General features: G+C 68.2%; 11 protein-coding genes and 1 pseudogene. 3 read left to right on the top strand and 9 right to left on the bottom strand.

Annotated features, from left to right (window positions below):
* Positions 1-4 precede the first annotated feature (4 nt).
* A complete protein-coding gene (locus tag ADBZ6I_RS01135; RefSeq protein ID WP_526380017.1) occupies positions 5-832 on the bottom strand; it encodes an SOS response-associated peptidase in 828 nt (275 codons plus the stop codon).
* Between the two features lie 25 nt (positions 833-857).
* On the opposite strand from ADBZ6I_RS01135, the gene aroA reads away from it, so the two are divergent.
* Genes aroA through ADBZ6I_RS01120 form a run of 3 tightly spaced genes read left to right on the top strand, consistent with a single transcriptional unit; the run spans position 858 to position 4,034 of the window.
* On the top strand, positions 858-2,171 hold the full coding sequence (gene aroA / locus ADBZ6I_RS01130; protein WP_526380015.1) for a 3-phosphoshikimate 1-carboxyvinyltransferase: 1,314 nt from the start codon (positions 858-860) through the stop codon (positions 2,169-2,171).
* Positions 2,168-3,157, top strand: coding sequence for a ribosome small subunit-dependent GTPase A (rsgA, locus tag ADBZ6I_RS01125; RefSeq protein ID WP_526380013.1), 990 nt, complete (start codon positions 2,168-2,170; stop codon positions 3,155-3,157). Before aroA ends, rsgA begins: the two co-directional genes overlap by 4 nt.
* Positions 3,158-3,185: 28 nt before the next feature.
* Positions 3,186-4,034 (top strand): aldo/keto reductase, encoded by an 849-nt coding sequence (locus tag ADBZ6I_RS01120; protein WP_526380086.1) that lies wholly within the window; start codon positions 3,186-3,188, stop codon positions 4,032-4,034.
* On the opposite strand, the gene ADBZ6I_RS01115 is transcribed toward ADBZ6I_RS01120, so the two are convergent.
* The 8 genes and pseudogenes from ADBZ6I_RS01115 to ADBZ6I_RS01080 form a co-directional block, all read right to left on the bottom strand.
* The gene (locus ADBZ6I_RS01115; protein WP_526380011.1) at positions 4,021-5,247 is read right to left on the bottom strand and encodes a fatty acid desaturase family protein; all 1,227 of its coding nucleotides are present in this window, start codon (positions 5,245-5,247) and stop codon (positions 4,021-4,023) included. The two genes, ADBZ6I_RS01120 and ADBZ6I_RS01115, sit on opposite strands and share 14 nt — an antisense overlap.
* Positions 5,247-6,305: pseudogene (locus ADBZ6I_RS01110) on the bottom strand (ferredoxin reductase); the annotation flags it as partial. The pseudogene ADBZ6I_RS01110 and the gene ADBZ6I_RS01115, both read right to left, overlap by 1 nt.
* 38 nt (positions 6,306-6,343) lie before the next feature.
* The gene (locus ADBZ6I_RS01105; RefSeq protein ID WP_526380009.1) at positions 6,344-6,847 is read right to left on the bottom strand and encodes a DUF6912 family protein; all 504 of its coding nucleotides are present in this window, start codon (positions 6,845-6,847) and stop codon (positions 6,344-6,346) included.
* A 10-nt stretch (positions 6,848-6,857) separates the two neighbouring features.
* Entirely contained in the window at positions 6,858-7,736 is an 879-nt protein-coding gene (gene ppk2, locus ADBZ6I_RS01100; RefSeq protein ID WP_526380007.1) for a polyphosphate kinase 2, read from the bottom strand.
* 23 nt (positions 7,737-7,759) lie between these two features.
* Entirely contained in the window at positions 7,760-9,169 is a 1,410-nt protein-coding gene (locus tag ADBZ6I_RS01095; RefSeq protein WP_526380084.1) for a WS/DGAT/MGAT family O-acyltransferase, read from the bottom strand.
* 44 nt (positions 9,170-9,213) lie between these two features.
* Positions 9,214-11,139 carry a hypothetical protein gene (locus ADBZ6I_RS01090; protein WP_526380005.1) on the bottom strand — a complete coding sequence of 642 codons (1,926 nt, stop codon included), beginning with the start codon at positions 11,137-11,139 and terminating at the stop codon, positions 9,214-9,216.
* Between the two features lie 35 nt (positions 11,140-11,174).
* On the bottom strand, positions 11,175-12,479 hold the full coding sequence (locus tag ADBZ6I_RS01085; protein WP_526380003.1) for a lipopolysaccharide biosynthesis protein: 1,305 nt from the start codon (positions 12,477-12,479) through the stop codon (positions 11,175-11,177).
* A 10-nt stretch (positions 12,480-12,489) separates the two neighbouring features.
* The coding region (locus tag ADBZ6I_RS01080; RefSeq protein WP_526380001.1) for a hypothetical protein at positions 12,490-13,845 on the bottom strand (1,356 nt) is incomplete at its 5' end.

Genomic DNA, 13,845 nt, shown 5'->3' with positions numbered 1-13,845 from the left:
AAGGCTAGAAGAGGACAATCGGCTGGTTGCCCGATTCGGCAGGTTCGATCAGTGTGGGCCCGTTGTTGGCGACGCTGTTGACCAAGGTCGAAACTTCCCGCATCACGATGCCACTGATGTCGGGCGGCGTCTGCAACAGCGCCGGCGGGGCCGGCTGGTCGGGGTCGAGCCAGCGCTCCCAGTCCGCCTCGCTGATCGGCAGCGGCATCCGGTCATGAATCAGGCCCAGCTGATCGACCGCGTCGGTGGTGATGATCGCGCAGGTCAGGATTGTCTGGGAGGCCCCGGCTTCAGAACTTCCCGCGGGCCGCCACACCGACCACAGGCCGGCCACCAGCAGCGGCTGACCGTCAGCCCGGTGCAGGTAGAACGGAGTCTTGCGGGCCTTCGGATCGGCTGGGGACTTTCCAGCGGGCATCCATTCGTAGTACCCGTCCATCGGGATCAAGCAACGTTTGTGCTGGGCTGCCACCCGGAAAGCCGGCGAGCTGACCACCGTGTCGGCGCGGGCGTTGATGAGCGGCGATGTGGTGATCGGACGACCGTCGGGCCCGGATTTGACCCAGGACGGCAGCAGACCCCACCGCATCAGCCGGACGCGCCGGGTGGCCGCGGTTCCAATCCCGGGTCGCTTCGCTCCTGCCCGCCGGTCCCCGGGCTTGTCGTGGCGGGCGACGACGGCAGCGATGTCGGTGGTGGGTGCGACGTTGTAGTTGGGCGCGACGCCAACCAGGCTCGACCCGGCGCCGGAGCCTGACCCCGTCTCGTCGACGGCGTCGATTTCCTGGGCCAGCCGGGCCGGATCGGTGGTGACGGCGAACCTCCCGCACATCCCTCCATGGTGCAGGATGGTCCCGATGACCGCCGACCCTGCGACCGCCGACTCCGAACAGGCCTGGAGCGCGCCGCACGCCTCCAGCCCGGTGCATGCCGCGGTGACGGTGCCCGGGTCGAAGTCGATGACCAACCGGGCGCTGATCCTGGCGGCACTGGCCGCCGGCGGGGCGGGGACGTCGACCATCGGCGGGGCCCTGCGCAGCCGGGACACCGACCTGATGATCGGCGCGTTGCGGACCCTCGGCGTGCGCATCGACGGCGACGGGACCGAACTGGCCGTCAGCGGACCGGCGCGCCCCGGGCCGACCGCCCGTATCGACTGCGGCCTGGCGGGCACGGTGTTGCGTTTCCTGCCGCCACTGGCGGCACTGGGCACTGCGGCGGTGGTGTTCGACGGCGACGAGCAGGCCCGGGCCCGGCCGATCGCTCCCCTGCTGACCGCCCTGCGCGGCCTCGGGGTGGACATCGACGGCGACGGCCTTCCTTTCACGGTGCACGGGCACGGTGCGGTGCCCGGCGGTGAGGTGCACATCGACGCCTCGGCGTCGTCTCAGTTCGTCTCCGGTCTGCTGCTGTCCGGGGCGGCGTTCGACGACGGGCTGACGGTGGTGCACACCGGAAAGTCGGTGCCGTCGGCCCCGCATATCGCGATGACGGCGGCGATGCTGGCCGAGGCCGGCGTGGCCGTCGACGACACGGTGATCAACCGCTGGCGGGTGGATCCGGCGCCGGTGGCCGCGCGGCATTGGCCGATCGAACCGGACCTGTCCAACGCGGTGCCGTTCGCGGCGGCGGCGGTGGTCACCGGCGGCCGGGTGTCGATCGGCGCCTGGCCGACCGTCAGCGTGCAGCCCGCACCGATCATCCTGTCGATCCTGCGCCAACTCGGCTGCGTTGTCGCCCATGAGGATTCAGGTCTGGTGGTGGCCGGTCCGCAGAGCTACGGCGGCATCGACATGGATCTGCACGAGGTGGGCGAGCTGACACCATCAGTCGCGGCACTGGCGGCCCTGGCTGAACCCGGTTCGGTGTCCCGGCTGACCGGCATCGCGCATCTGCGCGGCCACGAGACCGACCGGCTGATGGCGTTGCGCACCGAGATCAACCGCCTGGGCGGCGACTGCCGGGAGGACCCCGACGGCCTGGTGATCACCGCGCGCCCGCTGCATGCAGGCCTGTGGCATTCCTACGCCGACCACCGGATGGCGATGGCCGGGGCGATCATCGGACTGCGGGTGCCGGGTGTGGCGGTGCAGGACATCGCCACCACGGCCAAGACGCTGCCGCGGTTCCCGGAACTCTGGGCGGCGATGCTCGCCGGGAGCCGCGCTTGAGCCGGCTGGACTACGACGAGTCCGACGTCCGGATCCGGTCGGGGCGCGGCTCCCGGCCGCGCACCAAGACCCGCCCCGAGCACGCCGACGCCGAATCGGCGATGGTGGTGACGGTGGACCGCGGCCGCTGGGGATGCGTTCTGGGCGGTGACCCGCACCGCCGGGTGACCGCGATGCGGGCCCGCGAGCTGGGCCGCACCCCGATCGTCGTCGGCGACGACGTCGAGGTGGTGGGCGACCTGTCCGGCCGGCCCGACACCCTGGCGCGCATCGTGCGCCGCGCCGAACGCCGAACGGTGTTGCGCCGCACCGCCGATGACACCGATCCGGCCGAACGGGTGGTGGTGGCCAACGCCGACCAGATGATGGTGGTGGTGGCGCTGGCCGACCCGCCGCCGCGGACCGGACTGGTGGACCGGGCGCTGATCGCGGCCTACACCGGTGGGCTGCGGGCGATCCTCTGCCTGACCAAGACCGACCTGGCGCCCGCGGCGCCGTTCGCCGAGCAGTTCGCCGACCTGGACCTCACCGTGGTCACCGCCGGGGTCGACGAGCCGGTCGAGAAGGTGCGCACGTTGTTGACCGGGCACATCACCGTGCTGCTCGGGCACTCTGGGGTGGGCAAGTCGACGTTGGTGAATCGCCTTCTGCCAGAAGCTGAACGGGCCATCGGCGACGTGTCGGGCGTGGGCAAGGGCCGGCATACCTCCACCCAGTCGGTGGCGCTGCCGCTGGCCGGTGGCGGCTGGGTGATCGACACGCCGGGCATCCGCTCGTTCGGCCTGGCGCACATCCGCCACGACGACGTGCTGGTGGCGTTCTCCGATCTGGCCGAGGTCGTGTCGGACTGCCCGCGGGGCTGCGGGCACCGGGGGCCGCCCGCCGACCCGGAGTGCGCACTGGACGGCTTGACCGGTGCGCCGGAGCGGCGGATCGCCGCCGCCCGTCGGCTGCTGGCCGTCCTGGATGAGAGCATGGCTTATTGATGAAGGAGAAGCCCTGATGAGCACTGGCGTGGGGAACGTCCCGATGATCACCCTCAACGACGGCACCACCATTCCCCAGCTCGGCTTCGGGGTGTACCAGGTGTCGCCGGATGAGACCGCCGCGACGGTGCGCACCGCGCTGGAGATCGGTTACCGCCACATCGACGGCGCGCAGATGTACGGCAACGAGAAGGGCGTGGGTCAGGGTATCCGTGACGCCGGCCTGGACCGGGGGCACGTGTTCGTCACCAGCAAGCTCAGCAACGGTTTCCATCGCCCCGACGACGCCCGGCGCGCGTTCGACCGGACATTGAGTGAACTCGGCACCGACTACGTCGACCTGTTCCTGATCCACTGGCCGCTGCCCACGCTGTACGACGGCGACTTCGTCTCCACCTGGAAGACGTTGGAGGAGTTCAAGTCCGAGGGCCGGGCCCGCAGCATCGGAGTGTCGAACTTCGAGATCCACCATCTGCAGGAACTCGCCCGGGAGACCGCGACGACCCCGGCGGTCAACCAGATCGAGGTGCACCCCCACTTCACCAACGATGAGGTGCGCGCCTACGGCACCGAGCACGACATCATCACCGAAGGCTGGTCACCGATCGCCCGCGGCGCGGTGCTCGGCGAGCCGCCGGTGATCCGGATCGCCAAGTCCCTGGGCGTGCACCCGGCTCAGGTGGTGCTGCGCTGGCACATCGAACGCGGCGACGTGGTGTTCCCGAAATCGATGAGCCCGCAGCGGATGAAGGAGAACTTCGAGATCTTCGACTTCGAGCTCAACGACGAGGAGATCGAGGCGCTGGCCGCGTTGGACAAAGGTGAAGCCGGCCGGCGCGGACCGCACCCCGATTCGTTCGCGTTCATCCCGGACTAGACGCTGGACCGCGCCTGCGGCGGACCGCCGCCAGAGCGGTCTTCAGGCCGCGCGGGCGTTCGCCGGCGGCCAGCACGTCGAACATCCGCTCGCTGCGCGTTTCCGGTGCGTCGTGGGCGGAGGCGCGCAGGAAACGGTCCGGCAGCGACAGCTTGGCGATGGTGCGCCAGGTCTTGGCGTACTGCACCGGCAGCGGCCCGGAGGTGTACGGCAAGTCGTACTTCGCGCAGATCTGCCGCACTCGCACTGAGATCTCGGCCAGCCGGCGACTGGGCAGGTCCGGGTAGAGATGATGCTCGATCTGATAGGCCAGGTTGCCGGTCAAAAAGCCCAGCACAGGCCCCGCGTCGATGTTCGCGCTGCCCAACATCTGGCGCAGGTACCACTGGCCGCGCCCCTCGGCGGCAAGGTCACTGAGACTGAACTTCTCCGCACCGTCGGGAAAGTGACCGCAGAAAATGACCGCGTTGGCCCAGATGTTGCGGATCACATTGGCCGTCAGGGTGGCCTTCAGGGTGGAACCGAAGCCGGCTTTCGGCGACAGCGCGGCCAACCCGGGGTAGACGGCGTAGTCCTTGGCCAGCTGGCGGGCGGCCTTGGTGGACAGTTCGGTGAGCCGGACCACCGCGGCGTCGCGCGTCTCGGGATCTCCGATCTTGCGAAGTTCCAAGTGCTGCAGAGCGATTCCCCACTCGAACTGCAGCGCCAACACCGCGTTGATCACCAGGTTGAGGAGGTTGCGGGGCTTCCACGACTCATCACGGGTGACCCGCAACACCCCGTAGCCGACGTCGTCGTCCATGCCGAGGATGTTGGTGTACTTGTGATGGGCGACGTTGTGGGTGATCCGCCAGTGCTTGGACACCCCCACCATGTCCCATTCCCAGGTGGACGAGTGGATCTCAGGATCGTTCATCCAGTCCCACTGACCGTGCAGGACGTTATGAGCGATCTCCATGTTCTCGATGATCTTGGCCAGCGCCAGGCTCGCGGTGCCGGCCCACCAGGCCACCCGCTTGGAGCCGAAAGCCAGCAGGAGTCGCCCCGTCACCTCCAGGCCGCGCTGGGCGGCGATGGTGCGGTGGATGTAGCGGGCGTCGCGATCCCCGAGCGAATCCTCGATGTCGGTGCGGATGGCGTCGAGTTCGGTTGCCAGCGCCTCGACGTCGGCGTCGGTGAGGTGGGTGAAAGCCTCGATATCGGTGATCGCCATCAGATGTCCACCACGCAGTCTCCGCTGGCCGCCGTCACGCAGGTCTGCACCCGGGTACCGGGCTCGTGCTCGGCGCCGTTCCGCAGGTCCACGGCCCGGCCGTCGACCAGACTGACCACACAGGTGTGGCAGATGCCCATTCGGCAGCCGAACGGCAGTCGCACACCGGCCTGTTCACCGGCCTCCAGAAGCGAGGTGGCCGCGTCGGCCGCCCGGGTGACGCCACTGCGCGCGAACGTCACGGCGCCGCCACCACCGGCCGCCGGCCGCCGCGCCGTGGCGAACCGCTCTCGATGTAGCCGGTTGGCTAGTCCTGCTGCGCCCCAAAGCTTCTCGGCTTCGGCCAGCATGGCCTCGGGCCCGCAGACCCAGGTGTGCCGGTCCCGCCAGTCGGGCACCTCGTCGGCCAGCCGGGACAGATCCAGCCGGCCGTCGGTGCGGGTCGAGCGGACCGTGAGCCGGTAGCCCGGATGGTTGCGCTGTAACTGCCCCAGTTCGGCGGCGAACATCACATCGGCGGCGGTCGGCGCGCTGTGCAGATGCACGACGTCGACCGCGCCGGAGAACTGGCCCCGCCGGGCCATCGTCCGAAGCATCGACATCACCGGGGTGATGCCCGAGCCCGCGGTGAGGAACAGCACCGACGTCGGCGGCGGATCGGACATCACGAAGTCGCCCTGCGGGGCGGCCAGACGCACTACCGTGCCGGACCGAACCCCGTTGACCAGATGGCTGGACAGGAATCCCTCCGGCATCGCTTTGACGGTGATGCTGATGCTGCGGGTGCCGGTGCGGGCCGGTGAGGTCAGCGAGTAGGACCGCCACCGCCACCGGCCGTCGACCAGCAGGCCGATCCCGATGTACTGACCGGGCTGATGATCGAAGCCGTACCCCCAGCCCGGCTTGATCACCAGGGTCGCTGAGTCGGCGGTTTCCGGCCGGACCTCGACGATTCGCCCGCGCAACTCCCGCGACGACCACAGCGGATTGATCAGCTTGAGGTAATCGTCGGGCAGCAGCGGCGTGGTCACCGGGCTAATCAGCGCCCGCACAGCGTGCGTGATCACCTGTTCACCGTACTTCACCCGGAGGGGCGTCACAGCAAGTCGAGCAGGAACGGCAGTTCCTGGGTGGCGTACCAGGCCAAGGCATGGTCCTGGGCATCGCCCACGGTCAGCTCGGCATCCTCGTCACCAAGGTCTGCGTCGTCGATCACCTCGATGGCGGCGAGCACCGCGGGCTCGGCGTCGGCATTGTCGACGTACACCGCCGCGACCTGGTCCATGCTCAGCCGGCCGCTCACCCGGACCACCGCGTCGTCGAGGTCGGGCCGCAGGGTCACCTTCTCGTCAGCCGCATCGGCGACCACCACCGCCCGGCGTAGCGGTAACCCGCTCTCGGGTTCACCGGACAGCAGCCGCAACGACGACAGCGCCGCTTCCCCGATCGCGACTTCGGCCAGTTCGTCGTCGTTTCCCTCGGCATAGGCCTCCCGCAAGACGGGAGTCACCGCGAACGCGGTGCCGCCACGCGGCTGCAGAAATCCATCGGTGACGAGCTCCTGCAGCATCGGCAGAGTCGCCGGGACATAAACCCGCATGTCCGGCAGGTTACTTCTCGCGCTCCTCCTTGTCGCCCAGCAGCGACATGGCGAAGTCGGGAACGAAGTTGCTCAGATCACGCGGCGGACGGCGGTAGTTGCCGATCTGCGGACGCTCGGGAATGACCACCTTCTCCAACTCCACCTCCTCGTAGGGGATGGTGGACAGCAGGTGCGAGATCATATTCAGCCGGGCGTGCTTCTTGATGTGGGACTCCACTTCGAACCACGGGCTGACCGGGGTATCGCAGTGCACCATCATTTCGTCCTTCGCGCGGGAGTATTCCTCCCAGCGGTAGATGGACTCCATGTCCATGGGACTCAGCTTCCAGCGCCGCAGCGGATCGCTGAGCCGGGACTTGAACCGGCGCAGTTGCTCGTCCTCGGACACCGAGAACCAGTACTTGCGCAGCATGATTCCGTCGTCGATCAACATCTGCTCGAAAAGCGGAGTCTGGCGGAGAAACAGCGTCTCCTCCTCGGGAGTGCAGAAGCCCATCACCTTCTCCACGCCGGCCCGGTTGTACCAGGACCGGTCGAACAGCACGATCTCACCCTTTGTCGGGAGGTGCTCGATGTAACGCTGGTAGTACCACTGGCCCTTCTCCCGGTCGCCGGGAGCCGGCAGCGCGGCGATGCGCGCGGTCCGCGGGCGGAGGTACTCGGTGATGCGCTTGATCGTGCCGCCCTTGCCGGCGGCGTCACGGCCCTCGAAGATGATCACGATGCGGGCGCCGGTCTCCCGGACCCACTCCTGCACTTTCACCAATTCGGTTTGAAGCCTGAATAATTCGGCTTCATAGACGCTGTTCGAGACCTTGGCTACGTCGCTCTTCTCGGCCTTGACCTTGACCTCTTTGGTCTTGGAGTCTTTATTCTTCTTGCCCATCGCCGCATGTTACGACGGGTTTGCTACTGCGCGGAGTCAATCAACTCTTCCAATGCTTCGGCAAGCAATTCCGGGAAAACGTCGACATCGGTCATGGCGTCTCGGTCGGCGTTGATGCCGTAGTACAGCGTGCCGCAGTAGGACGTGACGCCGATGGCGAGCACCTGGTCATGCAGAAGCGGCGGCACGGCGTAGGTCGCAAGCAGTTTCGCCCCGGCGATGTACATCTGCGACTGCGGTCCGGGCACGTTGGTGATCAGCAGGTTGAACTGCCGCGGCGGGTATTGGGTAGCCACCCGAGTTCCCATGGCATGCAGGGTCGGCGGTGGAAAACCCGACAACGTCACGATGGTGCGAGCGTCCACCAGGCTGGCCACCGCGGAGTGCGACTCGGTGGCGTGCGCTATCTGCGACAGCCGCACCACCGGGTTGCTCTCGCCGACCGGCAGATCGATCAGGAAGGGATCCACCTCGCTGATCGCCTGCCCAGGACCGGAGGACACCATGTCGGCATCGGGATACACCGAGGTCGGTGCCATCGCCCGCACTTTCATGCTCGCCGACACCGGCTCACCGCGGGACAGTAGCCAGTTGCGCAGCGCCCCGGCGATCACGCTGAGCACGACGTCGTTGACGTCGCAGTCGTACCGCGCCCGCAGCCGCCGGAAGTCGGCCAGCGGGGCCTCGGCGACGGTGAAGCGGCGGTGCCGGGAGACGGTGGTGTTCAACGGGCTACTCGGGGCGCTGCGGCGGGTGAGCCGACGCGCCATCTGAGTCGCCCGGCGCCCCAATTTCGCCAGCTCACCGGTGTTGGTGGCCACATCGACCACCGTCGAGCGCCACGCCTTGAATTCCTGCCCGGGCCGGGCCAGCAAGTCGCCGACCGCGTCGAGGATCAGCCGGCCGTCGGATGGCTCCCGGGCCGGCAGCCAGATGTCCTCCCCCACGTCGGCGGCCCGGCGGTTCCGGTCGGCGATGACGTGGCCGATCTCGCAGGCTGTGATGCCGTTGATGAGCGCCTGGTGGGACTTGATGAAGATCGCCAGCCGGTTCCCCTCAAGACCCTCGATCAGATACATCTCCCACAGCGGCCGGGTGCGGTCCAGCGGGCGACCCGCCAGCCGCGAGACCAGCTCGTGCAACTGCGCGTCGCTGCCCGGCGACGGCAGGGCCGACCGGCGCACGTGGTAGGTGATGTCGAAATCGGGGTCGTCGATCCACACCGGCCGGGCGATGCCCAGCGTGAGCTCGCGGACCTTCTGCCGGTAGCGCGGAATCTGCGGCAGCCGCCGCTCCACGGTTTCGAGCAGCGCGTCGTAGCTCAAGCCGCCCCGGGGACGGCGCAGGATGGACAACGACCCGACATACATCGGGGTGGCGGTGTTCTCACGGTGGTAGAAGGCCGCGTCGGCCGTCGAGAGCCGAGTCACGATCGTTCCCGGGTCGCCCTGTGCACTCTGACACGGTAACGCCAGCGTCAGCTCGGGCGTCTACGCGCCTTCCACAGGATGACGGCGGCGCCGATGACGGCCACCGCCGCGATACCGGCGACGGTCCGCCAGAACCAGCTGCCCTCCTGGTAGGTCTGATCGGCCGTGGGACCGGTGAACTCGGCAGGCGGATTCGGGACCGTGATGGGATCCGCACCGGGGGTGGAGATGATCGCGCGGCCGTCCAGACCGGCCCACCGGCCCGGCTGGGCCGCCAGATAGCGCAGCAGATCGTCGAGTTGGCGCGGGTCTCCGGTGGAGGTGGCCACCAGGATGGTCCGTTGGCCGTCGAACACCGTCTGCAACGAGCCGAATCCCTTGGCGGGGTCGAGGTTCAGTTCGGCGGACTCGTCGGCCTCGTTCACCCCGGTGACCTTCAGCCGGCCTTGCTCGGCGTTGAACGGCAAAGCGATGGTCTGGTCGTTCCATCCTCCGGGCGATATCAGGACGGCCGGATCGGTGCCGACGATGGCCTCCTGAAGCGGAACGACGTCGGTCACCAGCGGGACGGCGCTGGCCCGCTGCAGGCCGACCATGATCTGAGCGGCGCGTACGGTGTCACCGAGAGCGTCGTCACCGATGCCGATGCGGATTCGGGGCATCAGTGCTTGCGGCAGCGACTGGAAGCCCTGCGGCACAGGCGGTTTCGCGGGAGTCACGGTGATCGTGGTGGCGCCCTTGATCCTGAGCATCACCGGCAGCTGATCGCCGCAGCTGCCGGGGTCGCCGGTGGTTCGGACCATGACCTCCAGGCTGGAGAACCGTTTGAGGAGGCGGTCGGGGATGGTCACGGTGCGGTCGATGGTGCCCGCCGCCTCAGCCGGCCAGCGGTCGACGGCCTCACTGCCCACCGAGGCGATCACCTCGCCGCCGAAGTTGCCCGGCAGCGGGGTGTAGGAGCCGATCAGGTGCACCGACACCGCACCGATCGGGTGACCCCACCGGGTCTGGTCGATCTCCACTCCGACCCGCGGCCACAGGGCCTCCGCGGTGAGGTCGGACCCGGTGATCTCACCGATGGTGATGGTGTCGCTGAACAGCTTCGGCAGCGGCAAAGTTTCGACCGCCGCCCCGGTGCTCACCGCATACCGCAGTGCGTCGTCGGCGACCAGTTGCGCCTGCCGGACCAGTTGGTCGGCCGGCCCGGACACCCGCAGCACGGGGCCACCGGGGCCGGGCTGGACCGACAGACCTGCTTTGGGACCTTCCTTGACGACGATCTGCCGCTCCAGCGGCGCGGCAGGGACCGGCGCCGTGTCCGCGCCTGCCGGAAGGGGAACCACCGTGATCTCGGGCTGTTGGCCGTTGCGGTTGGCCACGGAAGCCGCGAGTTGGACGGCCGCGTTGGATTCCGCCAAGGAGGGCTTGCCCGGTATGCCGATGGTGACCTTGCGCAGCACCGGCGGCAGAAAGTCGGCGACGGATCCGGGCGGGAGCGCCCCTCCGGCGAAGGTGACCGCGGAGTCGGCCAGCCGGATCGGGGCTTGCGGATTCCAGCAATACCCCTCGGGCGGGAGCGCGTTCATCGTCATGGTCAGGCCGACCCAGTTGCCCGACACCTCGACACCGTCGAGGGGGATCACCATCTCGGCCTGATCCTGCGCCGGCAGCGGCTGCCGGCTGATGGTCCGGTTTCCCTGCATGACCGCCAGGTTGCCGGACCGCAGCTCCACCGGGAGCTCAAGTCGCGCTGTCAGTTGCACCGGCTTGAGGCCCGGAGGGACCGGAAACGTCACGCTGGTACTGCTGAAGTCGCGATTGACGGGGAAGGAGAGGTTGCCCTGCGACCCGAGATCCGCCAGCGAAATGGCCGAACCGGGCCCGGCCGGCGCCTCCGCAGGATCTGCGATCGCCAGTGGCGAAGTCGAGATGAGGATGGCCGCGACGGCCGCGATCGCCCCGATACGACGCACTTTCACTCCTGATGTCCGAGGGGTACGAATCATGTCTACGGCACCGCCACGCCTGGAGCGGCGACGGCGACCCGCCCGCGGTAGGTCTGCCACACCCGGGGGCCGTATAGCACTGCTCCCAGGAGAACGGCCGCCAGCCACCCGAGAGACAGCCCGGTGATGCCGCCGCGCATCGCCCCGAGCGCCGCACCGATCAGTTCGGCGGCACTGAGCACCGACACCAGTAGTGCTTCCCTGCCGACATCGCCGGTGACCCGGGCCAGCGCAATGTGGTGATCCTTGACGATCAGGCCCAGGCCGCCCAGGCACAGCACGATGAGGGCGGTGAAGCCGGCCTCGGCGTAGTTCTCGCCGAAGATGTGCAGCACGAACCGTCCCACCAGCGCGATGACAAGATTGGCTGCAACGCAAGCCAGCAGCGAGTACCGCAACGTCTTGCGGAACTCCAGGGTGAAGGTCCGGGAGTCGCGGGCACCCGAAGCGAACAACGCGGTCGACAACGACAGCGGCAGGAAGAACACGAAACCGGCGACCGACCAGGCGGCGTAGAAGTAGGCGGTGATCTCCGAGCCCAGTATCACGTTGGCGATGATCGGCATGGAAAAGTACGGGACCAGCAGCGCGGTGTTCAGAGCGTGATGGCGTGCGGCATCGATGTGCAGGCCATGCAGCACGCGCGGAACGGGGATCAGCCGACGCACCGGAACGTGATAGCGGCGCACCAGCACAACCGCGATCACCACCAGTGAAACGACGTTGGCCAGCAACCAGCTGGCGAAAATGGACAGTGAGCCCCATCTGACCAGCGTCAGCGCGAACACCGCCAGCAGGATCAGTTTGACGACCGCTTGGATCAGGTTGCGCCGCAACTGGATAACGCCGCCGTCCATCGATAGCAGAGCCTGGTCGAGCAGCAGGCCGATGGCCTGCGTCGCCACCGCCGCCGCGAACATGGCGGCGACCGCGGGGGTGCCGACGCCGGGCAGCCCGAGGAAGTCGGCCGGCAGCGCCACTGCACAGCCGAACGCCACCACGCCGGCGGCCAGACCGGTGACCAGCGCGGCCGTGGACACCAGCGTGCTGCGACCTTCGGTCATGTCGGGCAACTCGGCGATCAGGAGTGTGCCCAATCCGAGCAGGGTGAGCGGCGCGATGAGGCTCATTGCCGCCACGGCCGTCGAGGCCTCCCCCACGCTCGCGACCGGGAACACCCGCGCCGCGAGCGCCCAGTAGACGAACCCGAGACCGGCGGTGATCACGGTTGTCGACGCCAGGGAGGCGGCGCTGCGCAGCAGGAAGCGGAGCTTGTGGTGGTGCTCCCTGTGCTCGTTAGTGGTCATCACGGCTACCTCAGCCGCCCGATCTACGAGGAGAAACATGGATCGCCGATGGATCGTTGAGTATTCGGCCGACTTCGATGATGTCCTCGGTGGCGGCACTATAGGCGGCAGCGCCGACGATGATCGCGAGAGGCACTCCCACCAGTGCCACAGTGCGGAGCTGCCGCGCCGAGACGGACCGCACCGCGGTGGGCAGGAGACGGGCCAACCCGGCGATGTTCGCGGCGACGATCACGCCCACCCCGGTAAGAACGGTCAGCGGAGTCAGCCATACCCCGCTCATGAGCAGCAGCACCGAGACCAGACAAGCACCGGCCAGCAGTGCCGCAGCCGTAAGCGCGCGCCCCCAGGACGCGTAGGTCCGGGCGATATTGGTTCTGACCCGCGGCCAGACCGGAGTCAGCATGATCAGGACCACCAGCAGGCCGCCGGCCAGGCCGACCACCAGCTGAGTACCGAGCCTCACTTCAGGCGTCGGCTGATACCAACCGCTGCGGAATTCGGGAATGCCCAGAACGCTCAGGTCGTAGATGGACACCGGCCCGTGCCGGTAGACGACCTTGATGCCGGGAACCTCGTCGAACTTGGTCAGCTGCTTGTCGGTGAGTTGCTCGCCGTCGCCGGTCTCGCCTTTGAAGAAATAGGACCCGAACGGCGGCTTCTCGGCGGCCAGCCTGCGATCGACGTAGATGTAGCGCAGTCGCATCGCAGCGGCCATGTCGGTTTCGGTCATCCCCCAGCTGGGGGCCACGTACAGCGCCGGGGCGTCGATGCCTCTGGGGCCCTTCATCACCGGCCACAACCCGGCCTGGGAAGCCAGCAGCGTCGAGCTGACCCGATCGGCCGCGATGCGGCTGCCGGGCGCCAGCGCGGTGCGGGCCCACTTCGCGGCGGCCAGTGTTTCGGAGTCCATCGATCGGGTATCGGCGGCGGCCATGAACGGGCCGGGCAACCGGGCCCAGCTCGGCCCACTGCCCAGGACGTATCCGCCGAGGAACGCAGCAGCGGCCAAGACGGTGCCGACAATCCGGATCTGGACCATCCTGCGGTGCTGCCGGAATCCGTAATGGTGTGGTTCCCGCCACCAGTACCAGGCCGCGAAGCTGGCCACATACATGCTGAACGGGATGAACACGAAGCTGCTCGATCGGTCGAAGAGCTGCCCGCCGCTGGGGACGACGCGAGCCGCGAGTCCAATGGGAACCGACGCGGTCAGGCCGATCAGCAACAGCACACGCCCCCACCTAAAATGGCGCTCCCGGTATGCCGCCACCATTACCACCGCGACGATCAGCGACATCACTGCGGCGTAATACAGCAGCAAGTACTGGTCGAGGGCCCGGGCCTTGGTACCGGCGTCGTCCTT

The organism is Mycobacterium sp., assembly GCF_044342925.1.
In the GTDB taxonomy this organism is placed as follows: Bacteria; Actinomycetota; Actinomycetes; order Mycobacteriales; family Mycobacteriaceae; genus Mycobacterium.
Note: the sequence above shows the minus strand (reverse complement) of the source record. Positions and strands in the feature narration are given on the sequence as shown.

What these genes read in the sequence shown, in the direction of transcription:
- ADBZ6I_RS01135 (WP_526380017.1), bottom strand. Translation starts at nt 832, where the DNA reads ATGTGCGGGAGGTTCGCCGTCACCACCGATCCGGCCCGGCTGGCCCAG.
- ADBZ6I_RS01105 (WP_526380009.1), bottom strand. Translation starts at nt 6,847, where the DNA reads ATGCGGGTTTATGTCCCGGCGACTCTGCCGATGCTGCAGGAGCTCGTC.
- ADBZ6I_RS01085 (WP_526380003.1), bottom strand. Translation starts at nt 12,479, where the DNA reads ATGACCACTAACGAGCACAGGGAGCACCACCACAAGCTCCGCTTCCTG.
- ADBZ6I_RS01115 (WP_526380011.1), bottom strand. Translation starts at nt 5,247, where the DNA reads ATGGCGATCACCGATATCGAGGCTTTCACCCACCTCACCGACGCCGAC.
- ppk2 (WP_526380007.1), bottom strand. Translation starts at nt 7,736, where the DNA reads ATGGGCAAGAAGAATAAAGACTCCAAGACCAAAGAGGTCAAGGTCAAG.
- aroA (WP_526380015.1), top strand. Translation starts at nt 858, where the DNA reads ATGACCGCCGACCCTGCGACCGCCGACTCCGAACAGGCCTGGAGCGCG.